Origin of the sequence: Duganella sp. LjRoot269 (genome assembly GCF_964254095.1) — a bacterium.
GTDB lineage: Bacteria > Pseudomonadota > Gammaproteobacteria > Burkholderiales > Burkholderiaceae_D > Rugamonas > Rugamonas hordei.
Map to the genome: position 1 here is coordinate 2,333,015 of NZ_CAXUSL020000001.1, position 24,066 is coordinate 2,357,080.

Below are 24,066 nucleotides of genomic sequence, written 5' to 3' on the forward strand. Positions count from 1 at the left end.
CTCTTCTTTTATTGGGCTACGGCGAATTCGGCGCTGATGGCGGCGAGGTAGAGCGCGGTGATGGCGCGCTGGCGCGTGTCGGCCGAGGCGTTGACGGCGCCGCCGATGGCGGTGCGCGCCGTGGCCGACATGCGGCCCGCCAGCAAGGTCGAGTCGACCAGGTTGATCAGCGCGGTGGCGTCGCCGGCCACGGCGACGAACGGCGCGATGTCGACGTTGACCATGCCCTTGTATTCGCCGGAGATGAACTTGTAGAGGAAGTTGGCGCGCGCCACGGCCAGGCTCGGCGCGTACAGCTGGAACTCGGGGCCGTAGTATTGCGGCGAGCCGGGCAGGCGCGTCATCGGCGAGTAGAAGTTGAACACGCTCGGCGCGGCGGTGATCTTCTGGCCGAGCAGGAAGTAGTCCCAGAACAGGTTGCCCGGATCGGTGATCGTCGCGCCCAGAGTGCGGAACAGGCCGATCGATTGCAGCATCGGATCTTTCAGGTGGCCTTGTACGGTGGCCGGTACGTCCTGGCGCGCTTCGGGATCGGTCAGCACGGCGGTCAGCGTCGCCTGCAGGTCGCCGCGTCCGGCGCTGCCGTAGGCGAACACGTCGGCCACGCGGGTGATGTAGGCCGGGCTTGGGTTGCTGGTGACGAAGGCGCGGATCAGGCGCGTGGCGATGAACGGCGGCAGGTTCGGATGCTGGAACAGGTTCTGCATCACGCCATCCATGTCCTGCACGGCGGTCTGGCCGGAAGGAAGGACGGCGCCCAGCAGCAAGGTCTTGCTGCCTTTGTCGTGGAACTTGTCGCGCGGCTGCAGCGGGCCGGTGAAATTTTCCCAGTTGATGCCGGTGGCGCTGCTGCCGGGATAGGTCCAGCCGCTCAGGGCGCGCGCGAAGTCGCTGATGCGGGCCTGGTCATAGGTCGGGATCGGGTCGCCGTTGCGATCGGTCTGCACGCTGCCGTCCTGGTTCAGCAGCACGGGGCCGAGGGTGAACAGCTGCATCACTTCACGGGCATAGTTTTCGTTCGGCGCCGGCGTGATGCTGTTGCCGAGGTCGAGGTACTTGCCCATCGACGGATTCAGCGTCATCTCGCGCAGCAGCGTGTTGAAATTGCCGAAGGCGTTGTTGGAGATCGTCGTCAGCCACGGCTGGATTTCGTTGGCGTACGGGTTCTTGTCGGCGGAGACGACGAACAGCTGCGATAGCGCGAAGATCATGCGCTGGCGCAGCTGGTCGGGGCCGGTCGCCATGTTCTTGTACCAGGTGTTTTGCAGCAGCTTCATGTCCGTGGTGACAGGGATGGCGCTGGCCGGCGCGGCGAACTGCTGCTTGAGCCAGGCGGCCTGGCCGTTGGCCTTGATCGCGGCGACGTCGGCCGGCGTGGCGCCGAAGGTGGCTTGCTCCAGCAGGCGCACGGCGCTGATGCGCGCGGCGTCCGGCGCCGGTTGCTGGCCGATGGGCGGCGGAACCGGCGCCGGCGCAGGTACAGGCGTTGGCGCAGGCGCCGGGCTTGGTGTCGGCGCAGGCCTGGGTTCCGGGCTCGGCGTTGGGGAGGGAGCCGGCGCCGGCGCGGTCGCTGCCTTCAAGGTCAGCGTGGTGCTGGCGGACAGGTTGGCGCCGACCTTGGCATCCTTGGTGGTGGTGCCGGTGATGGTGATGGTCACATTGGCCGGCAGCACCGACGGCGCCACGTACTCGCCGTTTTGCGAGTTAAGCCTGCCGTAGGTGGCATTGCCGCCAGGGACGCCATTGACGGCGAAGTTCATGTAGACGCCCTGGCCATCGACTTTGCCGAGGAACCATACTTTACTGCCCAGCGCCACCGCACCCCTGGCGGTGCTTTCCACCGTGGCCGTGGCGGCCCAGACCGAACCGCTCAGCGTCAGCAGGCAGGCGGCGGGCCATGCGCGTGTTGGTAAGAATGACATGCATCTCTCCTGTTTTATTTTTAGACGACATGTGCCATCTGGCAACAATCGTGCCACAGGCTAAGTGCTTGATTTTGGGAGAGTAGCGACAAAAATTGCCGGCGCCGGACAAAAATTGTCAGGCATGCCGCTGACAAATATTGTCAATGCGATTGTCAGCGCGGACGGCGCTGGGCGAACAGCCAGTCGCGCCAGACGGGGGAGAGCAGCATGTCGGCGGGAACCTGGTGTTCCATGCCCTGGTATTCGAGGAAGCGGATGCGGGCGGCGCCGGGCTGGCGCCGCAGGGCGGCGAACATGGCGCGGTCGGGCTCGATGGGATTTTCGGCGTCGGCGTTGCCGTGCACGATCAGCAGCGGCATGCCGCTCAAGCGGGCGGCGGCGCTGCGCTCGGGCGGGATGCCGGAGAAAGCGACGCCGGCGGCAAACATGGCGGGGTTTTGCAGCATCGCCTGGGTGGCGGCGGACGCGCCCATCGAGAAGCCGGTGACGTAGACGCGGTCGGCATCGATGGCGTATTGCGGCATCAGGTTTTCCACCACGGCGAGCAGTGTGGGCAGGCGAGGGCCGGGCTGGGCGGCCAGCAAGCCGTCGGCGGAGGACGGCGCGTAGTTGGCGCTGCGCTCGGCGAATTGCGGCACCAGGACGTAGGCCGGGAAACGCTTGCGCATCGCCGGCGCGGCCCAGGACATGGCCAACTGGCCCAGCTGGCTGGTGTTGTCGGTGCCGACGGCGCCTGAACCGTGCAGCACGATGACCAGCGGGTAGCGCCGGCCCGGCTGGGCGTTGGCCGGCGACAGCAGGCGATAGGAGAGGGCGCCGGTCGGGCCGGCGTAGCTGCCGTTGTAGAACGCGTCGCGGTCCAGGGACTTCAGCAAGGCCGCGTCGGCGGCCTGTTTGGCGGGCGTGGTGCGGTCGGTGACCAGTTCCGCTGCCGGCTGGGCGGCGGACGCGGACGTCGCCGCCAGCAGCAGCGCTGGCAGCAACAATTGCAGCAAAGACCGCACCGCGCCGCACAGCGTCATCGGCTTATTCGGCCGTATCGGCGCCGTGGCACTTCTTGTACTTCTTGCCGCTGCCGCAAGGGCAGTCGTCGTTGCGGCCGACTTTCGGCTCGTCGCGCTTGATCGTGGTGACGGCGGCCTTGCGGCGCGGCACCCAGAACTTGTAGATGGACGGCAGGTTGGCCTCCAGCTCCTGCGCCAGCTTGTGCGCCTTGACCGGATCTTCGACCAGCGGCAGTTCTTCTTCCTCGATCTCGTCGGCGCCCAGCAGGTAGATCGGCTTCATCAGCTCCTGCACGTCCGATTCCCAGATCTCGTCCCACGAGCCGGGACGCAGCTCCATGCCTTCCCAGAAGCCCCAGCACCACGCTTCGGCGTCGATCAGGGTCTGGCCTTCGTGCTCGTGCTCGACGAACAGCGGTTCAAATTCCTTCGGCGCCACTTCAAACGTCACCAGCACTTCGTTCATGAAGCGCATGATCAGTTGGAGGATGCGTTCCTCTTCCTTTTCATTCTTGAACTTCGGAATATCGGTGTCTTCCTGGCCCCAGACGCGTTTCAGCCATTCGGCCGGCATGATAGTTTCCGGGCCGATGGCGATGGCGGTCAGGTAACCGTGCAGCATGTCCATCGTCATCGCATCTTCCGGGCTGCGTTCGGACAGCAGGAAATTGTCTAATTCGTCGAATTCTTTTTCGCTCAGTGGCTGGTCGAGTTGCATGGCTTGCTCTTTTCTTGGATTGAAGCCGACAGTATACACGCCGCGCCCCGTACAATGCGGGGATGAACCAAGATCATTTAGACGAAGACGCTGACGACGAAGCGGCCGATGCCCGTGCGGCGGCGCTGGCCGCCGGCATGCTGGACCAGCTGGCCGCCGCCCACGACGCCCCGCAGGAGCAGGCGCCGCATCCGTATTCGGCCCTCAATCCGGAATGCGTGCTCGACGCGCTGGACAGCATCGGCCTGCGCGGCGACGGCCGGCTGCTGGCGCTGAACAGCTATGAAAACCGGGTTTACCAGGTCGGCATCGAGGACGACAAGCCGCTGGTGGTCAAGTTTTACCGTCCGGGGCGCTGGAGCGACGCGGCCATCCTGGAGGAGCACGGCTTCACCGAGGAACTGGCCGCGCGCGAGATCCCGGTGGTGCCGGCGCTGGCGCTGGGGCCGGACCGGGCCACGCTGCACCACTTCAACGGCTTCCGGTTTGCCGTGTTCGCCCGCCACGGCGGCCGCGCGCCCGAGCTCAGCGATCCGTCGGTGCTGGAGTGGACCGGCCGCTTCATCGCGCGCATCCACGCGGTCGGCGCGATCAAGCCTTACCTGCAGCGGCCTGCGATCGACATCGCCACCTTCGGCACCGAGCCTTGCGAGTACCTGCAGGCCAACCAGTTCATTCCGGCCGATTTGAAGGAAGCTTACGCCAGCGTGTCGCAACAGGCGCTCGACGGCGTGCGCCGCAGCTACGAGCGCGCCGGCGAACTGCCGCAGCTGCGCCTGCACGGTGATTGCCACGGCGGCAACGTGCTGTGGACCGACGCCGGCCCGCATTTCGTCGATTTCGACGACAGCCGCATGGGGCCGGCGATCCAGGACCTGTGGATGATGCTGTCCGGTGAGCGGGCCGAGCAGACGCGCCAGATGAGCGACATCCTGGCCGGCTACGAGGATTTCTGCGAATTCAACCCGCGCCAGCTGCACCTGGTCGAGGCGCTGCGCACTTTGCGGCTGATCCATTATTCGGCCTGGCTGGCGCGCCGCTGGGACGATCCTGCCTTCCCGATCGCCTTCCCGTGGTTTAACACCCAGCGCTACTGGCAGGACCGTATCCTGGAGCTGAAAGAGCAGATTTCGCTGATGGACGAACCGCCGCTGCGGCCGGTGTAAATACCGCCGCGATGAAAATAATCTGATTTGCCTGTCACAAGTCTTCCGCCTGTCCCGTCTTATAGGCAGGAAGACCCTTAGAGCGCATTGTTAATCTATTGAAAGGCACATCATGAAGATCGTCGTTATCGGTGGTACCGGCCTGATCGGCTCGAAAACTGTATCCATTCTGCGCCAGGCCGGCCATGAGGTGGTCGCCGGCTCGCCCTCGAGCGGTGTCAACAGCATCACCGGCGAGGGCCTGGCGCAAGCCATGGCCGGCGCGCAGGTCGTGATCGACCTTGCCAACGCGCCATCCTGGGAGCCGCAAGCCGTGCTGGAATTCTTCCAGACCGCCAGCCGCAACCTGCTGGCGGCCGAGGCCGAAGCGGGCGTGCGGCATCACGTCGCGCTGTCGATTGCCGGCACCGACCGTATGCCGGACAACGGCTACTTCCTGGCCAAGGTTGCGCAGGAGAAACTGATCGCCGCGTCCGGCATCCCCTACACCATCATCCGCTCGACCCAGTTCATGGAATTCCTCAACGGGATCGCCGCGGCGGCCGCGGACGGCGATACGGTGCGTCTGGCATCGGGCCTGTTCCAGCCTATTGCGGCGGACGACGTGGCGGCCATCGTGGCGGATGTCGCGCAGGCCGCGCCGCGCAGCGGCATCGTCGAGATCGCCGGCCCGGAACGCGCTCCGTTCAACGAATACATTGCCCGCTATCTGAAAGCGGTGGGCGATGCGCGGGTGGTGGTGGCCGATCCCGAAGCCCGTTATTTTGGCGGCCGCGTCGAGCAATATTCGCTGGTGCCGATGGGCGAGGCGCGTCTCGGTGGCATCGGCCTGGACGAATGGCTGCGCCGTTCCAAGGGGTAAGTCTGATCGTCAACGCCGTTGGAATGTGCCGCATCCAAGGAAATGGCGGGTTTTTCCGCCTCTTCTTGCGGTTCGGCTTGCTTGCCTGCTACTTGATAATGAGAACTCAGAAGTCCCGGTTGGTGCCGGGACATATCGTCTAGCGAGAACCCTCATGCAAGCACAACTGGCCAAACAAGACAGCGACAACGTCAAACTGCTCCCTATGGTGTCGCTGCATGATCCGGACGAACCGACCGCAGCTACCTCGACTCCGCGCGCCGCGATGGAAATGAAGGCGATCCAGGAAGCGATCGCCCGCGTCGAAGCCGACGCCAAGGCCGCCTGCGCCGCCGAAAACCGCGCCCACGCCGAGGCCCGCGCCCGCGCGCTGGCCGAAGACCGCGCCGCGATGGACGCCGCAGCCGCCGCCGCCGCGCAGCAAAATGCGCAAGCCTCCGAAGAAGCCATCGCCGCCAACCGCGAGCGCCTCGAGTCGCTGCGCGCCGCCGCCCAGGCCAGCGTGGCCCGCCTCGACGCCGTCAAACAGGAAACCGCCGAACTGCGCGCCCGGGTCGAAGCCGACACGCAAATCCGCCTGGCCGCCGAGCAGCGCGCCAAGGCCGAAAGCGAAAGCCGCAAGCGCGCCCACGAACAGATCGCCGCCGAGTCGCAGCTGGCCGAGCAGGCCGCCCGCGCCGCAGAAGAACTGGCGACGCAGACCGAACAAGCCCGCCTGCAAGCGGTGGAGCGCGTCGCCGCCGTGCAGGCCGCCAAGGAAGAAGTGGTCGGCATCGCCTCCGCCGACGCCCGCGTCGCCACCTTGGCGCGCGAACGCGAGCGCCACGCCCACGCCGCCCGCCAGACCGCGCAGATGCTGGTCCAGGCCGAAGCCGAAGCGCTGGACCTGACCGTGCAGCGCGAGCGCGCCGACCAGATCGCGCTGGAATCGGCCTTCAACCGCGCCGCCGCCGAAGTGCGCGCGCTGGAAGAGGCCCGCGCCCTGGCGCACCTGGAGCAGGAACGTGAACAGATCGCGCTGGCCAAGGCCGAATCCGAGCGCAGCGCCGCGCAATCGCTGCACCTGCGCCTGCAAACCGAAAAGGAAATCCGCGACGCCGCGATCCACCGCGAACGGCTGGAGATGGTGGCCGCCGCCAGCGCCCAGGCGCGCCGCGACGCCGACGCCAGCATCCTGGCCGCGACCGAAGCGCGCATCGAAGTCGACAGCCAGTTGCGCGCCGTCGCGCTGGCCCGCGTGCAGGCCGAGCAGGAAGCCGAACTGAAAACCCACGCCAAGGTGGAAGCCGAAGCGCTGGCGCTGGAGCAGGCCAAGCTGCGCCAGGCCGCCGATGAAGCCGCCGCCGAAGCGGCCCGCACCGACAGCCTGGAACAGCAGCGCGCCGCCGAGTTGGCCGAAGAGCGCGCCGCCTTGTCGCGCGCCGCCGCCGAACTGGCCGCCAGCCAGAACGCCGCCGAGCAAAAAGAAATCGCCACGCTGGCGCTGCACGTCGAAGCGCAGGATGAGGCCAACGCATTGGCCATGCGCAAAGCCGCGCAGGCCGAAGCGCTGTTGCAGGCCGAGCAGGCGCGCGCCGCCGCCGAGCAGCAAGCCATCGCCGCGCTGAAGGAAAAGCTGGAAGCCGAGCAGGACGCCGCCGACGCCGCGCAGCACCGCATCGCCGCCGAGCGCGCGCAGACCGAAGCGTATCGCGAGCAGCAGGAAGCCGAGCAGCGCCTGGCCGCCGCCGCGGAAAAAGAAACCGAAGCGGCCCGCGTGATGACCGAACAGGTCGCGCTGGACGCCGAGCAGAAAGCCATCGCCGCGCAGGCGCTGGCGGCTCAGGCGCGCCTGGCCGTCGAGCTGGGCGTGGTGCATGCGGAGCGTGCCCGCGTCGAGCAGGACAAGGCTGCCGCCGCCGCGGCGCTGCTGCAGGCTGAGCGCGAGTTTGTCGAAGCCGAGCGTCAATCGCTGGCGCTGATCGACCAGAAGCTGACGCAACAGCGGCTGACCACCGCTTCCGAAGCGCGCGCATCGAAAGCGATCGCGGGCCGCCTGGAAGCCGAGAAGAATATCGCCGCCGCCGCGCGTCAGCGTGCCGACGAAGAGCAGGCCGCCACGCAGGCAGTCGCCGACAAGGCCGCCGCCCAGCAGGAGCTGGTGGAAGCCGCCCAGGCGCATGCGGCGATGCAGCGCAAGGTCGCCGACACCACGGCCGCGATGACCGCCGCCAAGCAGAAACTGCTGGAACTGGAAACCCGCCGCCACGCCGCCGCGCAAAAAGCGCTGGCCGCCGTGCAGGCCAAGGTCGACGCCGCGGCGCGCGACTGCGTGCAAGCGGAAGAGGGCGCCGTGGTCGCCACGCTGGACGCCGCCCGCGCCCGCAAGGAAGCGGCCCGTTTGGCGCCGCCAACCGAAGCCAACAAAGCCGTCTGGCGCGCCCGCTAACAATCCGGGGTCAGATCCGACAATTGGACACGAGCTCTGCCGTAGCGGCCGCTACGGCAGAGCTCGTGTCCAATTGTCGGATCTGACCCCGTCTTTTAATAGCTGAAGCCGAGGCCGACCAGCAGCAGGTCGGCGTCGCGGTGATAGTCGGTGACGACGCGGTTCAGCGACAGTTCGCCCACCACGCGCTTGGTGAAGTGGTAGCGGCCGGCCATCGACACCAGGCCGGCCTTGTGCGACCGCGTGCCCGGCACGTCGTGCACCTCGAACGCCAGGTAGGGACCGACCCCCATACCCAGTTCCACGTCCTTGTTCAGCGACCGGATCAGCCACAACTGGCTGGCGACGCCGGTGCGGTGCGTGCCGGCCGAGGTTCCCTCGTGCAGATAGCTGACTGTCCAGTCGATATAGCGCGCCACCGCGCGGCGGTATTCCAGCGTGGCCGCCCTGGAACGCTCCGATTCAAAACTGTTGACGATGCTCTGGCCGGCCATCACCGTCAGCGTCTCGTCGGTCGACGGCCCGTCCAGATGCAGCTTGTCGCCGCGCACGCCGTCGAAACGGTAGCCGACGCCCACCAGCAGCGAGGTGGTCGGCTCCTTGGCGCCGCTCGGCACCACGCGGTTCAGCTGCACCTGCGTGTACCAGCGGTTGGGGTGATGCCAGGTCGCCTGCACGCTGTAGATCGGCGCCCAGCCGTGATCATTGATGTAGACCGCGCCCGGCGCGCCATGCGGCCGCGACGTGTCGAAGAAATAGTACTGGCCCACGCCCACACCCCACGACAAGCCCTGTTCGCTGATGTGCGATCGCAGCCAGATCTGGCCCGACACGCCGTCGCGGTGGTGATTGTCCGGATGGCCCTCGTTCAGGTAGCCAAGGCTCAGCGCGAGGTAGTCGCCCACCGGCTGCGCGTAGTTGATGCCGACCGCGAACGAATTTTCGTTGGTGCCGCTGACCCTGAGCGCGCCGCCTTGGGCGGACAGGTCCTGGGCGCGCGCTCCAGCGCACGCCAGCAGTGTGGCCAGCATGGCGGCGGGACGCCAATATCGGTGCATTAGCATGGTGTGGTCCGGTTTTTAATGTTATTGCAGAGATTACCGGAAACTTTTGATACGCCGCGCCATGTTGATGGCAAGGCAACTATCATGGCTGGATCTGGACCTTGGTGATGTAGTACTCGGTCTCGCCGAAGCACTGGCTTGGCACGCCCTTGTGCTGGGCATAGGTCAGCACCACGCGCTTGCCGGTGGCGTCCATCAGCTGCCTGGCCACGTCCTCCTGGCGCACGCTGAATTCGAATTTTTCCGGTATCGCGCCGGGCATCGAGGTCAGCAGGATCTCGCCTTCCCAGGTCTTGCAGATCCAGCCCCGGCTGGAGAATTTCTGCAGGTAGCCGGCGCGCTCGCCGTCCGAGTAGGAGACGTGCAGCATCACCCAGGTGTAGGCGGCGAACAGCAGCAGCACGGCGGCCAGCAGGCCGGACAGGTACAGAACAACACGTTTGGATGTGGTCATAGGTCAGCGCAGGTTGGGTGCAATGTTTTCAATCTTATCACGCGGCCAGCCTGCGCTTGTGGCGTATCGACGACCACAGCGATACCGCGATGAAGGCCACGCCGGACAAGCCGGTGAACCACTCGGGCACATGGTACTTGACGCTGGCCAGCATGATCAGCGCCAGGATGCCGATCGCGTAGTGCGCGCCGTGCTCGAGGTAGACGTATTCGTCCAGCGTGCCCTTGTGCACCAGGAACACCGTCAGCGAGCGCACGAACATGGCGCCGATGGCCAGGCCCAGCATGATGATGACGACGTCGCTGGTGATGGCGAAGGCGCCGATGACGCCGTCAAAGCTGAACGAGGCGTCCAGCACTTCCAGGTAGAGGAAGCCGCCGAAGCTGCCGCGCGCCACCGTCGCCACCACGGCGCCGACGCCGGCTTCGGTGAGGTCGTCGTCGTCGTCCGGTTCTTTCTCTTCCAGCAGGCTGCTGATCCAGCCGACCGCCAGGTAGACCACCACGCCGATCACGCCGGCGGCCAGCACCGTGTACTTTTCCTCCATCGGCACCAGGCCGACGCAGCCGAACACCGCCGCCAGGGTCAGCAGCACGGCCAGTGCCTCGGTGCCGTGCTGGCCCAGCTTTTCCTCGAGCCAGCCCAGCCAGTGCAGCTCTTTTTCCTCGTCGAACAGGAAGTTCAGGAACACCAGCAGCAGGAAGGCGCCGCCGAAGGCCGCCACCTGGGCGTGGGCGCCGGTCAGGTGCTTCGAGTACTCCTCGGGCGTGGTGGTGGCCATGTGCCAGACGTCGATCAGGCCCAGCCCGGTCGCCAGCGAGACGATCAGCAGCGGGAACAGCAGCCGCATGCCGAACACGGCCACGACGATGCCGACCGTCAGGAACAGTTTTTGCCAGAACGCGTTCCAGTGGCGCAGCACCGAGGCGTTGACCACCGCGTTGTCGAAGGAAAGCGACACTTCCATCACGCCCAGCACGGCGGCGATCCAGACCGCCTGCAGCAGGCCGGCGGCGCCGCCGTGGCTGTAGCCCCACCAGGCGGCCAGCGCCATCAGGACCAAGGTGACGATGAAAGAGATTCTGAAGTGCTGCATCGTTGTTTTTATGGAAATGTGGAGTTGCGGTGATTTTATATTACTTGCTTCCGCCGCTGTGGGGCCATCTGCGATAATTGCGCCACAAAAATGCAAAGGACTCGCCCATGGATATCGCTTACCTCGTCACGCCGCTGATCACCTGGATCACGGTCGGCCCGATCAAGTTCCTGATTAATAGCGTCAAGGCGCGCAAATGGGCGTTCAACCTGGTCGGCAACGGCGGTTTTCCGAGCAACCACAGCGCCGTGGTGTCGAGCATGGCGACCCTGATCGCGCTGCGCGAGGGCATCGGCCACCCGGCCTTCGGCGTGGCGGTGACGCTGTGCTTCATCGTCGTCATCGACGCCAACAGCCTGCGCCAGCACGTGGGCAAGCAGGCGGCGGCGATCAACCGGCTGGCCAAGGACGACGGTGGCCACAAATGGCTGCGCGAGCGCATGGGCCACACGCTGGTGGAGATCGCCGGCGGCCTGTGCACCGGCATCGCCATCGCCCACGCCATCCACGCCATCTTCGGCCGCGGCTGAGGCTGTTTTACCGGCGTGCCGTCCTGGCGCGCCGGTTCCGCTGGCATTTTCGCCATCCCGGACTATTCTCCAATTTCACCGTTCATCCCGTTATTTGGCAATTCAGCCACGTTTTTTACCGTCCAGTCGCATGTTGATTGACCGTATCCGGACAGTCAGGGATACTCTGCGCCCTGTAGTCTGGCTAAAATTTCATAAGCAAAAACCAGCACCTACGAACACCTACGTGCCACTTTCTCGGAGAACTTTATGTTGCGCAAAACCCTTCTAGCTCTCGCCGTCGCTTCTGCCCTGGTCGCATGCGGCAAGTCCTCCAAGGAGCCTGAAAAAGCCGGCGCCAGCGCTTCGGCGACCGCTTCCGCAGGCAAAGAGGCCGACAAGGACGCCAAGAAAGAGCCCCTGGTGACCCTGCAGATGTCGCCGGAAGACACGATTACCGTCGAATCGAACGCGCTGGCGTCCGGTCCGGTCATCACCGGCTCGATCCAGCCGGAGCGCCGCGCCGACCTGCGCGCCGAAGTGGGCGCGGTGGTAATCCAGGTAATGAAGGAAAACGGCGAGCCGGTCAAAAAAGGCGACGTGCTGCTGCGCCTGGACGAGACTTCGATCCGCGACAGCGTCAATTCGGCCGACGAGGCCACCCGCGCCGCCGAGCAGACGCTGGCCCAGGCCCAGCGCATGTACGAGCGCCAGAAAACCCTGCTGGCCTCCGGCATGGTGTCGACCCAGGCCCAGGAAGACGCGGAAATCCGCCGCAACAACGCCCAGAGCGACCTGGCTGCGGCGCGTTCGCGTTCGGTCTCGGCCCGCCAGCAACTGACCCGCACCGTGGTGCGCGCGCCGTTCGACGGCATCGTCAGCGAGCGCAAGGTGTCGAACGGCGACACCGCCCAGGTCGGCAAGGAGCTGATCAAGGTGATCGACCCGCACAGCATGCGCTTCGAGGGTCTGGTGTCGGCCGACAAGATCGGCGTGGTCAAGGTCGGCCAGCCGGTGTTGTTCCGCGTCAACGGCTACCCTGGCCAGAGCTTCAGCGGCAAGGTCAAGCGCGTCGATCCGGCCGCCAACGCCGTCACCCGCCAGGTCGAGGTGCTGGTGGACTTCTCCGAGCAGGCGCAGCCGCGCGTGGCCGGGCTGTACGCCGAAGGCCGCGTCGAGTCCGAAACGTCGTCGGCGCTGATGATACCGCCGTCGGCGCTGATCCAGGCCGGCGACAGCAACTATGTGTGGCGCATCAAGGGCGGCGCGCTGGCCAAGGTGCCGCTGACCGTCGGCGCGCGCGACGACCGTACCGGCCGCTGGCAGGTGCTGAGCGGCCTGGCCACCGGCGACATGGTGGTGCGCGTGCCGGGCTCGGGCTTCAAGGATGGCCAGAAGGTCGAACTGAGCACGCCGAAAGCGGTGGCCTCGGCTTCGTCGTCCACCGTGGCAGAAAAATAAAGGATAACCGCCATGTTCTTATCGGATTTCAGTATTAAACGGCCTATCGCCACGATCGTGCTGATCGTCGCGATGATGTGCCTGGGCCTGATGGCGCTGAAGAAGCTGCGCGTCAACCAGAACCCGGACGTCGAAGTGCCTTTCATCGTGGTCAATATTCCGTATCCGGGCGCGTCGCCGGAGACGGTCGAGCGCGAAATCGTCAACCGCCTGGAAAAATCGCTGCAGTCGATCACCGGCGTGACGGAAATTAACAGCACGGCCTCGGAAAGCTCGGCCAGCATCTTCATCAAGTTCACCTTCACCAAGAACCTGATCGAGGCGTCGGACGAGATCCGCAACGCCATCGCGGCGGTGCGCTACAAGCTGCCGACCGAGATGCGCGAACCCATCCTGCAGCGCATCGATCCGTCGGCGCAGCCGGTGATGCAGCTGGCGCTGTCGTCCAAGACGCAGAGCCACGCGGTCATCTCGCGCATGGCGGAGGACAAGCTGGCCGACCGCTTCCGCGGCATCGACGGCGTGGCCTCGGTCAACATCGACGGCTCGCTGCGCCGCGAGCTGAGCGTGCTGCTGAAGGCCGAGAAGCTGCGTGAATACAATGTGTCGGTGGGCGACGTGGTCAACGCGCTGCGCAACCAGAACACCAACGCGCCGGTGGGCAAGGTGCGCGGCGAGCTGAACGAGCAATCGATACGCCTGGTCGGCCGCATCGAGCATCCGGAAGAGTTCCAGCAGGTGGTGGTCAAGCGCAACGGCAACGAGCTGGTGCGGCTGGCGCAGGTGGCCACCATCGAAGACGGCTTCGCTGAAATCAACAGCATCAGCGTGCGTTCCGGCAAGCCGAACGTCGGCATCTCGATCACCCGTTCGCGCGATGCGTCGACCGTGACCGTGGCCAAGAAAATCCGCGAAGTGGTCGAGGAAATGAAGAAGGACTTGCCAGCCGGTACCGTGCTGGAAGTGACCGAGGACGACGGCGAAAACGCCCAGGACAGCCTGAACAATGTGATCGAATCGCTGGTGTTCGGCGCCGGCCTGACCATCTTCGTGGTGTACGCCTTCCTGAACTCGTGGCGCTCGACCCTGATCACCGCGCTCAGCCTGCCGACCTCGGTGCTGGCCGCCTTCATCGGCGTCTGGCTGTGCGGCTTCACGCTGAACTTCATGACCCTGCTGGGCCTGTCGCTGGCGATCGGCGTGCTGATCGACGACGCCATCGTGGTGCGGGAAAACATCGTGCGCCATATGCAGCTGGGCGCCGACCGCCGCACCGCCGCGCTGAAGGGCACGGCTGAAATCGGCATGGCGGTGGCCGCGACCACCTTCTCCATCATGGCCGTTTTCATTCCGGTGGCCTTCATGCCGGGCATCACCGGCGAATGGTTCCGTCCGTTCGCGCTGACGGTGACCTGCTCGGTAGCGGTGTCGCTGCTGATCTCGTTCACGCTGGATCCGATGTTGTCGGCCTTCTGGGGCGATCCGCCGGATCACCACACGGCGCCGCGCAAGGGCTTCGAGAAAGTGCTGCTCAAGTTCAACCACTGGTTCGACCACCAGGCCGACCGCTACGGCAACGTCATTGCCTGGGCGCTGCACCACCGCCGCTGGATGGCCGTGATCGCGCTAGCAACCTTCGTGGCCGCGCTGGGCCTGCAAGCCAAGTTCGGCGGCGCCAGCTTCGTGCCGGCCTCGGACTGGGGCACCATCGCGATCGACGTGCGCACGCCGTCGTCGAGCAGCCTGGAATACTCGCGCCTGAAACTGGAAAAGGCCGCCGTGATCGCCCGTTCGATCAAGGAGACCAAGGAAACCAACAGCTACGTCAACCTCAGCGGCGGCCGCATCTATGTCGACATCGGCAAGAAGACCCAGCGCAAGCGCGGCGCCATCGAGGTGGCCAAGGAATTGCGCGAGAAGCTGGCCGGCCTGGTCGGCGCCGAGTACACCGTGCTCGACGACCTGAGCAACGGCGCCCGCAAGCCGGTGCAGATCGAATTCACCGGCGCCGATTCGCGCAAGCTGATGGAGATCACCAACGCCTTCATGGACCGTTTGCGCAAGGTGCCGGGCGCGGTGGACGTCGGCCTGTCTGAAATGGATCCGAAGGACGAGCTGCAGATCGAGCTGAACCGCGGCCTGGCCAACTCGATGGGCATCGCCGCCGGCGACGCCGCCCAAGCGCTGCGCGTGGCGTTTGCCGGCATCGAAGTGGGCGACTGGGTCGACCCGACCGGCGAGTCGCGCGACGTGGCCGTGCGCCTGGCGCCGGAAGACCGCACCAGCTCCGAGAACATCGAGCGCCTGCCGATCGCCGTCACCGGCACCAACCAGATGGTGCCGCTGGATCAGATCGCCCGCGTCACCATGGGCAAGGGGCCGTCCACCATCAAGCACAAGGATGGCAAGCGCGTGATCTCGGTCAGCGCCAACGTCCAGGGACGTTCGCCGGGCGAGGTGACCAGCGACGCGATGAAGCTGGTCAAGGACATCGACTTCCCGCCGGGCTACGGCCTGAACCTGGGCGGCGCCGGCAAGGACATGAACGAGGTGTTCGGCGCCATGGGCATCGCGCTGGTGGCCGGCGTCGGCCTGATGTACCTGATCCTGGTGATGCAGTTCGGTTCGTTTACGGCGCCGATCGCGGTGATGCTGTCGCTGCCGCTGTCGCTGATCGGCGTGGTGATCGGCCTGCTGCTGACCAACAGCACGATTAACCTGATGAGTCTGATCGGGGTGATCATGCTGATGGGTCTGGTCGCTAAGAACGCCATCCTGCTGCTGGACGCGGCGCGCAAGCGCGAGGAAGAGGGCTACGGCCGCGAGGATGCGCTGATGTACGCCGGCCGCATGCGTCTGCGTCCGATCCTGATGACCACCTTCGCGCTGATCGCCGGCATGTTCCCGGTCGCGCTGGGGCTGGGCGAGGGCGGCGAGTTCTACCGTCCGATGGCGATCGCCATCATCGGCGGCACGATCACCTCGACCCTGCTGACGCTGCTGATGGTGCCGACCTTCTACGACAGCATCGAGATCAGCAAGGACCGCGCGATCGCCAAATACCAGCGCCGCGCAGTGCGCTGGAGCGCCGCGCCGGCACTGGTGATGACCCTGGTCGAAGCGCTGCTGACCTTGGTATTCGTGCGTTTGGTGTTCCGCGCCATCATGTTTGTGGTGCGCAAGATCACCGGCAAGGGCGGCCCGGCGCTGCCGCCGGCCGGCGCGTTGGATCCGCACTAAGCCTTTGTTTTTAAAGGAGTAAAAAAGGACCTTCGGGTCCTTTTTTATTTCTGGGATGCAGAGCAAGTGCTCGGTTTCAAGTTTTTAATTAGTATTCCTCCTCTAACGACTTGCCTTTTGAATTGTTTTACGAATGTAGTATGCTGCTGGCCTTTCTGCTAAAAAACCACCCTATAAAGCGAGACCTCCATGCAACACAAATACCTGCCCCTGATCATTGCCGCCGCGCTGAGCGCCCTGTCCGCCGGCGCCAACGCGTCCGGCTACCGTTTCGGCTCGCAGAGCATCTCCGGCCAGGGCACGGCCGATTCCAACGCCGCCGAAGCCAACGATCCATCGACCATCTTCTACAACCCGGCCGGCCTGTCGCGCCTGGACGGCATGCAGATCAGCGGCGGCGCGACCGTCGTCCTGCCGCACTCGACCTTCACCGACACCGGCTCGACCCACTTCACCGGCCAGCCGACCGGCGGCACCGCGGCCAAGGACTATGTGCCTGATTCGGTCACAGCGCCATCGCTGTACCTGAGCAAGAAGCTGAACGACCAGTGGGCAGTGGGCCTGGGCCTGTTTGTCCCGTACGGCACCAAGATCAACTACGGCAGCACCTGGAACGGCCGCTACGCGCTGTCCGACGTCAAGCTGGAATCGGTCACGCTGAACCCGTCGGCATCGTTCAAGCTGAACGAGCACCACGCCTTCGGCTTCGGTATCGACGCGGAATTCATGAAGGCCGAGCTGGGCCAGGCGGTTGACGTGCCGGGCACCATCGCCGCGCTGTCGAGCGGCCCCGGCGCCGCGCAAGGCGCGCTGCTGGCCAGGCAGATCGCCGCGCTGGGCGGCAACCCTGCGCTGCTGCGCACGGCGGGCGACGCCCACGGCTCGAACGACGCCAAGGACTGGGGCTGGGGCTTCAACCTGGGCTATTTGTTCACGCTGGACCAGAACACCCGCTTCGGCCTGGCTTACCGCTCGTCGATCTCGCACCAGCTGAAAGGCAGCACCGTATGGGACTTCTCGAAAGTGACCACCGACCCTATCGTCAACGGCGTGCTGTCGGCGTCGTCGCACAAGGTCAACTCGGCCGCGCTGGTGTCGCTGCGCACGCCTGAGACGCTGTCGGCCAACGTGTTCCACCAGTTCGATTCGAAGTTCGCCGGCATGGCCGACGTGACCTTCGCACGCCACAACCGTATGGGCGACCTGGACATCCAGTTCCCTGGCACCACCGAAGGCGCCGAAGTGATCCGCCAGCAATGGAAGAACACCGTGCGCGTTTCGCTGGGCGGCAACTACGCTTACAACGAAGCCTTGACCCTGCGTGCCGGCGTGGCCTACGACGAATCGCCGGTGCAAAGCGCCGAGTTGACCCACCCGGCGCTGCCGGACAGCGACCGCATGCAGTATTCGGTCGGCGCCAACTGGAAGCTCAACTCCCGCTCGTCGATCGACTTCGCCTACAGCTACCTGGACTTCAAGGATGCGAAGATCAACTACACCAACAACTGCAATCCGTTGATGACCACCTGCACCGGCAACGGCGAAACCACGCGCGGCCTGTTCCAGACCCATTTGTCGCTGGTCGGCATTTCGTACAACTACAAGTTCTAAGCCGGAACCATGTAGTCAAAGGGCCCTCGGGCCCTTTTTTTACGCCTGCGGTTTTACGCCTATTGATTCGTGGCCGGCGGCGGATTTTGTGCCGGCGGTGGTGTCGTGGCCGGTGGCGTGGTGTTGTCCGGCGTGGTGGCCGGTGGCGTCGTGTTGGCCGGTGGCGTGGTTGCCGGCGTGGCCGGCTCAGGGCTGGTCACGCTCGGCGTCGGCTGGTCGGCGGGGCGCTTGTTGCAGCCCCCCAGCAAAGCGACCGACATGGCCGCGCCCAGTAAAAGACGGGAGGTAAGGGTGAGGGTAGTCATCATTTTTTCCTTTCATTACATGGAAAAAATTAGACCCGCCGCGCCACCGGCGGTTCCCTGTTTTTTCGATCAGGCGGCCTGGCGCTCGCTGTCGATGGGCAGCTCGGCGTCGTTGTTGAAGACGGCCAGGTCGGTTTCGCCCAACACCCGGCTGGCGACGGTGCCGGCGGTGATCGAGCCGCTGACGTTGAGCGCGGTGCGGCCCATGTCGATCAGCGGTTCGATCGAGATCAGCAGGCCGGCCAGCGCCACCGGCAGGTTCATCGACGACAGCACGATCAGCGCGGCGAACGTGGCGCCGCCGCCGACGCCGGCCACGCCGACCGAGCCGATGGTGATGATGGCCAGCAGCGGTACGATAAAGGCCAGCGTGAACGGATCGACGCCGACGGTCGGCGCGATCATCACTGCCAGCATCGCCGGGTAGATGCCGGCGCAACCGTTCTGGCCGATGGTGGCGCCGAACGAGGCGGCGAAATTGGCGATGCCTTCCGGCGTGCCCAGGCGCAGCGTCTGCGTCTGCACGCTCATCGGGATGGCGCCGGCGCTGCTGCGCGAGGTGAAGGCGAAGGTCAGCACCGGCAGGATCTTCCTGGCGTAGCGCGCCGGGTTCAGGCCGGCGCCGCCGACGATCAGCAGGTGCACCAGGAACATCAGCAGCAGCGCGCTGTACGAGGCCAGCACGAAGTCGATCAGGTGCAGGATGTCGGCGTAGCTGGAGGTCGACACCACCTGCGCCATCAGCGCGAACACGCCGTACGGCGTCAGCCGCAGCACCAGCGTGACGATGCGCATGACGATCGCGTGCGCGACCTGGATGAAATGTTCGAACGCGGCGAAGATCTGCGGCTTCTTGTCGTGGATGCCGGTGGCGGCGATGCCGATGAACACCGAGAAGATCACCACCGCGATGGTCGAGGTCTTGCGCCCGCCGGTCATGTCGAGGAAGGGATTGGCCGGGATGAAGCTCAGCAGCATGCTCGGCAGCGAAATCGCCTGCGCCGCCTCGACCTTGCCTTGCAGGTAGACGCCGCGCGCGATGTCGGCCGCCGAGGCGGTCAGGCCGACGGCCGTCAGGTGGAACACCTTGGCCATGGCGATGCCGATGGCGGCTGCCGCCAGCGTCGTGAGCATCAGCGTGCCGATGGTCAGCGCGCTGATCTTGCCCAGCGAGTTAATGCCCTTCAGCTTGATGATGGCGGAAATGATGGAGACCATGATCAGCGGCATGATGATCATCTGCAGCAGCTTGACGTAGCCGGAGCCGACGATGTCGAGGTAGTCGCCGGTGAGCTTCAGCTCGGCCGAACTGGCGCCGTAGAGCGCCTGCAGCGCGGCGCCGAGCACCACGCCCAGCCCCATGCCGGTGAATACGCGCACCGAAAAAGATGCGTGCCGGCGCTGCAGCGCGTACAGCAGGCCCAGCAACACCAGTGCCGCCAGCAAGTTGAGAATCACGTTGATCGCCATCGTCTGCCCTTCGCTACGAAAATAAATAGTCACTGATCGTCACCTTGGCGTGCCGTTGGTCTTACCCGCCGGTGACGGAATCGCTTATTTTATAGGTGTTACTGCATATAAAGTCCGCCAAAATCCCTTTAAAGTCGAATATTTGGCTATATCGATATGAGGTTTCCGCCTGTCCGGCTCAGTGGTTTTTTGTATGTTTACCCTCGGAAATTTTACAAAACCAACTTAAGTGTTGGCGTACAATTTGTTACATAGGCTTCCAACCGCAGGAGTGTTCGTATGACGATCGCAAACATGAAAGTCGGTACCCGTCTCAGTCTTGGTTTCGGTTTGGTCTTGACGCTGTTGGTGCTCATCGCCACGCTGGGCGTGTTCAACATGAGCACGATTCATGCCAAGCTCGACAATATTGTCAACACGAACGTGGCCAGGACCGACCTGGTGCAGGAGATGTCGGAGGCGGTGCATGTGGCGGCGCGCGTGACGCGCACCGTGGTGTTGCTGACCGAGCCGGGCCATATGCAGGCCGAACTGGCGCATCTGACCGCCGCGCGCGCCGGCTACGGCAAGGCGAAGGAGGCCCTGGATAAATTCCCTGCGTCGGACAAGGACACCGCGCTGCGGGCCCGCATCGAGGCGGCGGCGCAGGAAGCGCGGCCGCTGACCGACAAGGTGCTGGCGCTGGCGCTGGCCAACCAGGATGCCGAAGCCACCGAACTGCTGATGAAGCAGGCCGCGCCGGCCACCCAGCGCTGGCAGGACGCCATGGATGACTATGCGCTGCTGCAAAAAGAACAGAACCTGGCCGATACCGCCGCCGCCAGCGCCGCCTACGAGCGTGCGCGGCTGCTGATGCTGGTGTTGAGCGGCATCGCCATCGCGATCGGCGCCGTGGCCGCCATCGTCATCGGCCGCACGCTGCTGCGCCAGTTGGGCGGCGAGCCCGATTATGCGGCCGCCGTCGCCGGCCGCATCGCCGCCGGCGACCTGACGGTGGTGGTCGATACCCGCGGGGACGACAGCCACAGCATGCTGCACGCGATGAAGATGATGCGCGACGCCCTGGCCGGCATCGTCACCGAAGTACGCTCAGGCACCGAGACGATCGCCGCCGCGTCGACCGAGATCGCCAGCGGCAACCAGGATTTGTCGACGCGCACCGAACAGCAGGCCAGTTCGCTGGAGGAGACGGCCTCGTCAATGGAAGAGCTGACCAGCGCGGTGCGCCACAACAACGACAACGCGCGCCAGGCCAACCAATTGGCGCAGTCGGCGTCGGCGGTGGCGCAGGTGGTCGATACGATGGGCGCGATCAACGATTCGTCGCGCAAGATCGTCGACATCATCGCCGTCATCGACGGCATCGCTTTCCAGACCAATATCCTGGCGCTGAACGCCGCCGTCGAGGCGGCGCGGGCCGGCGAACAGGGGCGCGGCTTCGCGGTGGTCGCTTCCGAGGTGCGCAACCTGGCGCAGCGCTCGGCCGTGGCGGCCAAGGAGATCAAGGAGCTGATCGGCAATTCGGTGGAGAAGGTGGAGATCGGCAGCAAGCTGGTGGAGCAGGCCGGCCAGACCATGAACGAGGTGGTGTCCAGCGTGCAGCGCGTGACCGACATCATGGCCGACATCGCCTCGGCCGGCGACGAGCAGAGCGCGGGCATCGAGCAGATCAACCAGGCCGTCAGCGAGATGGATACGGTGACGCAGCAGAACGCGGCGCTGGTGGAGGAGGCCGCCGCCGCGGCGGAAGCGATGCAGCAGCAGGCGGCCAACCTGGAACGCGTGGTGAGCGTGTTCAAGGTTGATCGCGAGCAGCGCAGTGCGCCGGCACCGAGCAAGCCTGCGCCAGCGGTCAAGTCCTTGCCCGCGTCCGCGCGTCCGGTGGTGCGGACTGCCGCCGTCAAGCCGCAGAAGCGCCTCAGCGCTGTGCCGGCCGACACGGGCGGCAGCGGCGACTGGGAAGAGTTTTAAGCGCCGGCTGCCGGCCGCAGCCAGATATCGAAGCGGGTGCTGCCGTCGCCGGTCGCGGCCAGGCGGTAGGGGAAGCCGTGGCGGTTCAGCACCTCGCGCACAAACAGCAGGCCTATGCCCTGGCCGCCTTTCTTGGTGGTGAAGAAGGGCGTGAACAGCTGGCGCGCCGGCACGTCGCCCAGGCGGTTGCCGCTGTCGATGACCGACAGGCGCAGGCCGTCGCCATCCTGGCCCAGCGCGAATTCGATGGACGCCGGCTGCGGTCCGCCGTCCGCCGCTTCCATCGCGTTTTTCACCACGTTGAGCAGCGCCTGTTCCATCAGGTGGCGGTCCATGGCGACGGCGGGCACGTCGTCGCAATGCCGCCAGGCGATGCTGATGCCGCGGCTGCGGCAGGGCTCGCGGTACAGGTAGAGGATGTCGTCCATCAAGTCCTTGACCGCGACCGGGCGCAGTTCCGGCGCCGGCATCTTCACCACGCGCGTGAAGCGTTCGATGAACTCGCCCAGGCTGACGTTGCGGCGCTTGACGGCGACGATGGCGGTGCTGAAGTCTTCGCCGTCGCGCTCGGCCAGCTGGCTGCGGTAGTACAGCAGCGAGTCCAGCACCGAGCCGGTGGCGGCGACGGTGTTGTTGACCTCGTGCGCCAGCACGCGGATCAGCTTGTCGTAGGTGGCTTTTTCCGAGCTTTCCAGTTCCTGCGTCAGTTCCTCGATCAGCAGGAAATGGCGGGCGAAGCCGCGGTCGTAGAAGTGGCCGCGCTGGCCCCGGTAGCGGCGTCCGTCGGTGTCGGTCAGCAGCTGGCTGTCGCCGGGCGGCAGGGCGTCGAGCTGCGCCAGCAGGCTGGGATTGCCGCCGGCCGTCTGCGCATCGCCGGCCAGCGGCGGCAACCAGGCGGACAAGGGCTTGCCCTTGGCGTCGTCCAGCTTGAGCAGCGCCTGGGCGCTGGCGTTCAGCAGGCTGATGCGGCCGTCGAAGTCGAACACGACGACGGCGCTCGGCGTGGCTTCCAGCAGGCGGTCGAGGAAGCCTTGCTGTTCGCCGATCTGCAGGCGCTCCCGGTACAGCGCGCCCAGCATGGTGTTGAACAGCTGAACCAGCTCGTTCAGCTCGGCGTCGCCGCTTTGCTGCAGGCGCGCGGCGTAGTGCTGGTCTTGCAGCAGGTCGTGGAAGTGGCGGGTGTAGCCCAGCGGTTCGAGCGCGCGGCGCATCAGCAGCACGCCAGCGGCAAAGCTCAGGAGCACCGCCGCTTCCAGTCCCAGCATCAGCCACGGCGCGTCGCGGAACAGCGTGATCGTCAACCCGAGGAACAGCAGGTGAGCGGCGGCCAGGTAGGCGTACAAGCGCCGGCGCAGGCTCATGGGCGCGATTCGCCGGTTTCAGCCTGGTCGGCGTCGGCGCCGAGGCCGTGACGTTCCAGCCGCCGGTACAGGGCCGTACGGCTCAGGCCCAGCGCCTTGGCCACGCGCGAGATGTTGCCCTGGTGCTGCTCCAGCGCCTTGGCGATCATGTGGCGCTCGACCTGTTCCAAGGTCATGCCGTCCACGCCCAGCCGCTGGCCGGGGGCGCCGATCGCGCCGCCGTTTTCGTGCTGCTCGGCGGCGATGAAATCGGCCTGCTTCAACTCGCTCCTGCCGACCAGCAGCAGCGTGCGTTCCAGCGTCTGCTTGAGCTGGCGGATATTGCCCGGCCATGGCTGCGCGCTGAGCCAGTCCAGCGCGGCCGGAGCGATGCTGGCCGGGCCCAGTCCGTAGCTGGCCGAGACCTGGCCGATGATGTGCCGCGCCAGCAGCGGAATGTCGCTGCGCCGCTCGCGCAGCGGCGGCAGGCGTATCGTGATCAGGTTCAGGCGGTAGAACAAGTCCTCGCGGAACTCGCCGCTGGCCACCAGCTCGGCCAGCTCGCGGTTGGTGGCCGACACCACGCGGATGTCGGCCCGCTCGGTGCGGCTGGCGCCCACCGCCTGGTAGGTCTGGTCCTGCAGCACGCGCAGCAGCTTGACCTGGTCCGAGCGGTTCAGTTCACCGATCTCGTCGAGGAACAGCGTGCCTTCATGCGCGGTGGCGACGTGACCCTTGCGGTCGCTCTTGGCGTCGGTGAAGGCGCCGCGCACGTGGCCGAACATTTCGCTCTCGAACAGCGACGGCGTGATCGCCCCCATGTTGATCTTGACGATGGCGCGCGCGGCCCGCGGGCTGTTGCGGTGGATGGCGTCGGCGATCAGCTCCTTGCCGCTGCCGCTCTCGCCCAGTATCAGCACCGGCGCCCTGGTGGCGGCCACCTGGCCGATGGTGGACAGCACCTTCAGCAGGCGCGGATGCTCGCCGACGATGCCGCTGAAATCGAACTGCGCGTCGAGCGCCTGACGCGTGGGGCAGGCGGCCGGCGCCGGCGCGGCCGTCTCCAGCGTGGTGCGGATCAGCGCCATCAGCTGGGCGTTGTCCCAGGGCTTGGTGAAGAAGTTCGCGGCGCCGGCCTGCACGCCCTTGACCGCCAGCGCGATCGAGCCCCAGGCCGTCATCAGCAGCACCGGCAGCGCGGGCTGGGCCTGCTTGATGGCGGCCAGCAGCTGCAAGCCTTCCTCGCCGCTGGTTTGCAGCGAGAAGTTCATGTCCTGCAAGACCAGGTCGGCCGGCTGCCGCGCCAGCGCGGCCAGCGCCTGCTGCGGATCGTCGCAGCACAAGGTGTCGAAGCCGGATTGCTTGAGCAGCAGGGCCAGCGACACCTGTACCGCGCTGTCGTCGTCGATGATGAGGATGAGTTGCTTGCGAGTGGAGTCCAT

18 protein-coding genes are annotated in these 24,066 nt (G+C 65.8%); 8 read left to right on the plus strand and 10 right to left on the minus strand.

Translation table 11 applies throughout. From position 1 onward, the window contains the following. Positions 1 to 8 precede the first annotated feature (8 nt). From ACSQ3S_RS10350 to ACSQ3S_RS10360, 3 genes are all read right to left on the minus strand, one after another. Complete coding sequence (locus tag ACSQ3S_RS10350) at positions 9 to 1,922, minus strand: DUF1800 domain-containing protein (protein WP_436142307.1); 1,914 nt, start codon at positions 1,920 to 1,922, stop codon at positions 9 to 11. Between the two features lie 155 nt (positions 1,923 to 2,077). Beyond that, the gene (locus ACSQ3S_RS10355) at positions 2,078 to 2,920 is read right to left on the minus strand and encodes a prolyl oligopeptidase family serine peptidase (RefSeq protein WP_436142308.1); all 843 of its coding nucleotides are present in this window, start codon (positions 2,918 to 2,920) and stop codon (positions 2,078 to 2,080) included. A gap of 31 nt (positions 2,921 to 2,951) precedes the next feature. Further along, positions 2,952 to 3,647, minus strand: a complete 696-nt coding sequence (locus tag ACSQ3S_RS10360) for a UPF0149 family protein (RefSeq protein WP_176653535.1) — start codon at positions 3,645 to 3,647, stop codon at positions 2,952 to 2,954. A gap of 137 nt (positions 3,648 to 3,784) precedes the next feature. Here ACSQ3S_RS10360 and ACSQ3S_RS10365 point away from each other — a divergent pair, with 137 nt between their 5' ends. The 3 genes from ACSQ3S_RS10365 (at position 3,785) to ACSQ3S_RS10375 (ending at position 8,103) form a co-directional block, all read left to right on the plus strand. After that, positions 3,785 to 4,813: a serine/threonine protein kinase gene (locus tag ACSQ3S_RS10365; RefSeq protein ID WP_436145007.1), complete on the plus strand. Its 1,029-nt coding sequence runs from the start codon at positions 3,785 to 3,787 to the stop codon at positions 4,811 to 4,813. A 112-nt stretch (positions 4,814 to 4,925) separates the two neighbouring features. Continuing rightward, positions 4,926 to 5,675, plus strand: coding sequence for an SDR family oxidoreductase (locus ACSQ3S_RS10370; RefSeq protein ID WP_436142309.1), 750 nt, complete (start codon positions 4,926 to 4,928; stop codon positions 5,673 to 5,675). 154 nt (positions 5,676 to 5,829) lie between these two features. Next, positions 5,830 to 8,103 (plus strand): hypothetical protein, encoded by a 2,274-nt coding sequence (locus tag ACSQ3S_RS10375; protein WP_436142310.1) that lies wholly within the window; start codon positions 5,830 to 5,832, stop codon positions 8,101 to 8,103. Positions 8,104 to 8,198: 95 nt separating this feature from the next. Here ACSQ3S_RS10375 and ACSQ3S_RS10380 read toward each other — a convergent pair whose 3' ends face one another. The 3 genes from ACSQ3S_RS10380 to ACSQ3S_RS10390 all read right to left on the minus strand — a co-directional run bounded on the left by ACSQ3S_RS10380 (position 8,199) and on the right by ACSQ3S_RS10390 (position 10,717). After that, complete coding sequence (locus ACSQ3S_RS10380; RefSeq protein WP_353405259.1) at positions 8,199 to 9,167, minus strand: hypothetical protein; 969 nt, start codon at positions 9,165 to 9,167, stop codon at positions 8,199 to 8,201. Between the two features lie 82 nt (positions 9,168 to 9,249). Continuing rightward, positions 9,250 to 9,621 carry a hypothetical protein gene (locus tag ACSQ3S_RS10385; protein ID WP_176653540.1) on the minus strand — a complete coding sequence of 124 codons (372 nt, stop codon included), beginning with the start codon at positions 9,619 to 9,621 and terminating at the stop codon, positions 9,250 to 9,252. Between the two features lie 37 nt (positions 9,622 to 9,658). Then, a complete protein-coding gene (locus ACSQ3S_RS10390) occupies positions 9,659 to 10,717 on the minus strand; it encodes a DUF475 domain-containing protein (RefSeq protein WP_413449404.1) in 1,059 nt (352 codons plus the stop codon). Positions 10,718 to 10,824: 107 nt separating this feature from the next. Between ACSQ3S_RS10390 and ACSQ3S_RS10395 the strand changes: the two genes are divergently transcribed. The 4 genes from ACSQ3S_RS10395 (at position 10,825) to ACSQ3S_RS10410 (ending at position 17,538) form a co-directional block, all read left to right on the plus strand. After that, positions 10,825 to 11,247 (plus strand): divergent PAP2 family protein, encoded by a 423-nt coding sequence (locus tag ACSQ3S_RS10395; protein WP_176653542.1) that lies wholly within the window; start codon positions 10,825 to 10,827, stop codon positions 11,245 to 11,247. A 249-nt stretch (positions 11,248 to 11,496) separates the two neighbouring features. After that, entirely contained in the window at positions 11,497 to 12,687 is a 1,191-nt protein-coding gene (locus tag ACSQ3S_RS10400) for an efflux RND transporter periplasmic adaptor subunit (RefSeq protein WP_176653543.1), read from the plus strand. 12 nt (positions 12,688 to 12,699) lie between these two features. Next, complete coding sequence (locus ACSQ3S_RS10405) at positions 12,700 to 15,927, plus strand: efflux RND transporter permease subunit (protein ID WP_436142311.1); 3,228 nt, start codon at positions 12,700 to 12,702, stop codon at positions 15,925 to 15,927. Positions 15,928 to 16,116: 189 nt separating this feature from the next. Further along, complete coding sequence (locus ACSQ3S_RS10410; protein ID WP_436142312.1) at positions 16,117 to 17,538, plus strand: OmpP1/FadL family transporter; 1,422 nt, start codon at positions 16,117 to 16,119, stop codon at positions 17,536 to 17,538. A gap of 59 nt (positions 17,539 to 17,597) precedes the next feature. Here ACSQ3S_RS10410 and ACSQ3S_RS10415 read toward each other — a convergent pair whose 3' ends face one another. Beyond that, positions 17,598 to 17,846, minus strand: coding sequence for a hypothetical protein (locus ACSQ3S_RS10415; RefSeq protein ID WP_353405251.1), 249 nt, complete (start codon positions 17,844 to 17,846; stop codon positions 17,598 to 17,600). Positions 17,847 to 17,912: 66 nt separating this feature from the next. Next, complete coding sequence (locus ACSQ3S_RS10420; protein ID WP_436145008.1) at positions 17,913 to 19,313, minus strand: L-cystine transporter; 1,401 nt, start codon at positions 19,311 to 19,313, stop codon at positions 17,913 to 17,915. 279 nt (positions 19,314 to 19,592) lie between these two features. Between ACSQ3S_RS10420 and ACSQ3S_RS10425 the strand changes: the two genes are divergently transcribed. After that, a complete protein-coding gene (locus ACSQ3S_RS10425; RefSeq protein WP_436142313.1) occupies positions 19,593 to 21,284 on the plus strand; it encodes a methyl-accepting chemotaxis protein in 1,692 nt (563 codons plus the stop codon). On the opposite strand, the gene ACSQ3S_RS10430 is transcribed toward ACSQ3S_RS10425, so the two are convergent. Then, the gene (locus tag ACSQ3S_RS10430) at positions 21,281 to 22,645 is read right to left on the minus strand and encodes a sensor histidine kinase (RefSeq protein ID WP_436142314.1); all 1,365 of its coding nucleotides are present in this window, start codon (positions 22,643 to 22,645) and stop codon (positions 21,281 to 21,283) included. The two genes, ACSQ3S_RS10425 and ACSQ3S_RS10430, sit on opposite strands and share 4 nt — an antisense overlap. Then, entirely contained in the window at positions 22,642 to 24,066 is a 1,425-nt protein-coding gene (locus tag ACSQ3S_RS10435) for a sigma-54-dependent transcriptional regulator (protein ID WP_436142315.1), read from the minus strand. The genes ACSQ3S_RS10430 and ACSQ3S_RS10435 overlap by 4 nt, the downstream gene beginning before the upstream one ends.

Coding starts and splice junctions, on each gene's coding strand:
- ACSQ3S_RS10415 (WP_353405251.1), bottom strand. CDS start 17,846: ATGATGACTACCCTCACCCTTACCTCCCGTCTTTTACTGGGCGCGGCC.
- ACSQ3S_RS10375 (WP_436142310.1), top strand. CDS start 5,830: ATGCAAGCACAACTGGCCAAACAAGACAGCGACAACGTCAAACTGCTC.
- ACSQ3S_RS10365 (WP_436145007.1), top strand. CDS start 3,785: ATGCTGGACCAGCTGGCCGCCGCCCACGACGCCCCGCAGGAGCAGGCG.
- ACSQ3S_RS10425 (WP_436142313.1), top strand. CDS start 19,593: ATGACGATCGCAAACATGAAAGTCGGTACCCGTCTCAGTCTTGGTTTC.
- ACSQ3S_RS10435 (WP_436142315.1), bottom strand. CDS start 24,066: ATGGACTCCACTCGCAAGCAACTCATCCTCATCATCGACGACGACAGC.
- ACSQ3S_RS10405 (WP_436142311.1), top strand. CDS start 12,700: ATGTTCTTATCGGATTTCAGTATTAAACGGCCTATCGCCACGATCGTG.
- ACSQ3S_RS10410 (WP_436142312.1), top strand. CDS start 16,117: ATGCAACACAAATACCTGCCCCTGATCATTGCCGCCGCGCTGAGCGCC.
- ACSQ3S_RS10385 (WP_176653540.1), bottom strand. CDS start 9,621: ATGACCACATCCAAACGTGTTGTTCTGTACCTGTCCGGCCTGCTGGCC.
- ACSQ3S_RS10350 (WP_436142307.1), bottom strand. CDS start 1,922: ATGTCATTCTTACCAACACGCGCATGGCCCGCCGCCTGCCTGCTGACG.
- ACSQ3S_RS10430 (WP_436142314.1), bottom strand. CDS start 22,645: ATGAGCCTGCGCCGGCGCTTGTACGCCTACCTGGCCGCCGCTCACCTG.
- ACSQ3S_RS10420 (WP_436145008.1), bottom strand. CDS start 19,313: ATGGCGATCAACGTGATTCTCAACTTGCTGGCGGCACTGGTGTTGCTG.
- ACSQ3S_RS10395 (WP_176653542.1), top strand. CDS start 10,825: ATGGATATCGCTTACCTCGTCACGCCGCTGATCACCTGGATCACGGTC.
- ACSQ3S_RS10400 (WP_176653543.1), top strand. CDS start 11,497: ATGTTGCGCAAAACCCTTCTAGCTCTCGCCGTCGCTTCTGCCCTGGTC.
- ACSQ3S_RS10380 (WP_353405259.1), bottom strand. CDS start 9,167: ATGCTAATGCACCGATATTGGCGTCCCGCCGCCATGCTGGCCACACTG.
- ACSQ3S_RS10370 (WP_436142309.1), top strand. CDS start 4,926: ATGAAGATCGTCGTTATCGGTGGTACCGGCCTGATCGGCTCGAAAACT.
- ACSQ3S_RS10360 (WP_176653535.1), bottom strand. CDS start 3,647: ATGCAACTCGACCAGCCACTGAGCGAAAAAGAATTCGACGAATTAGAC.
- ACSQ3S_RS10390 (WP_413449404.1), bottom strand. CDS start 10,717: ATGCAGCACTTCAGAATCTCTTTCATCGTCACCTTGGTCCTGATGGCG.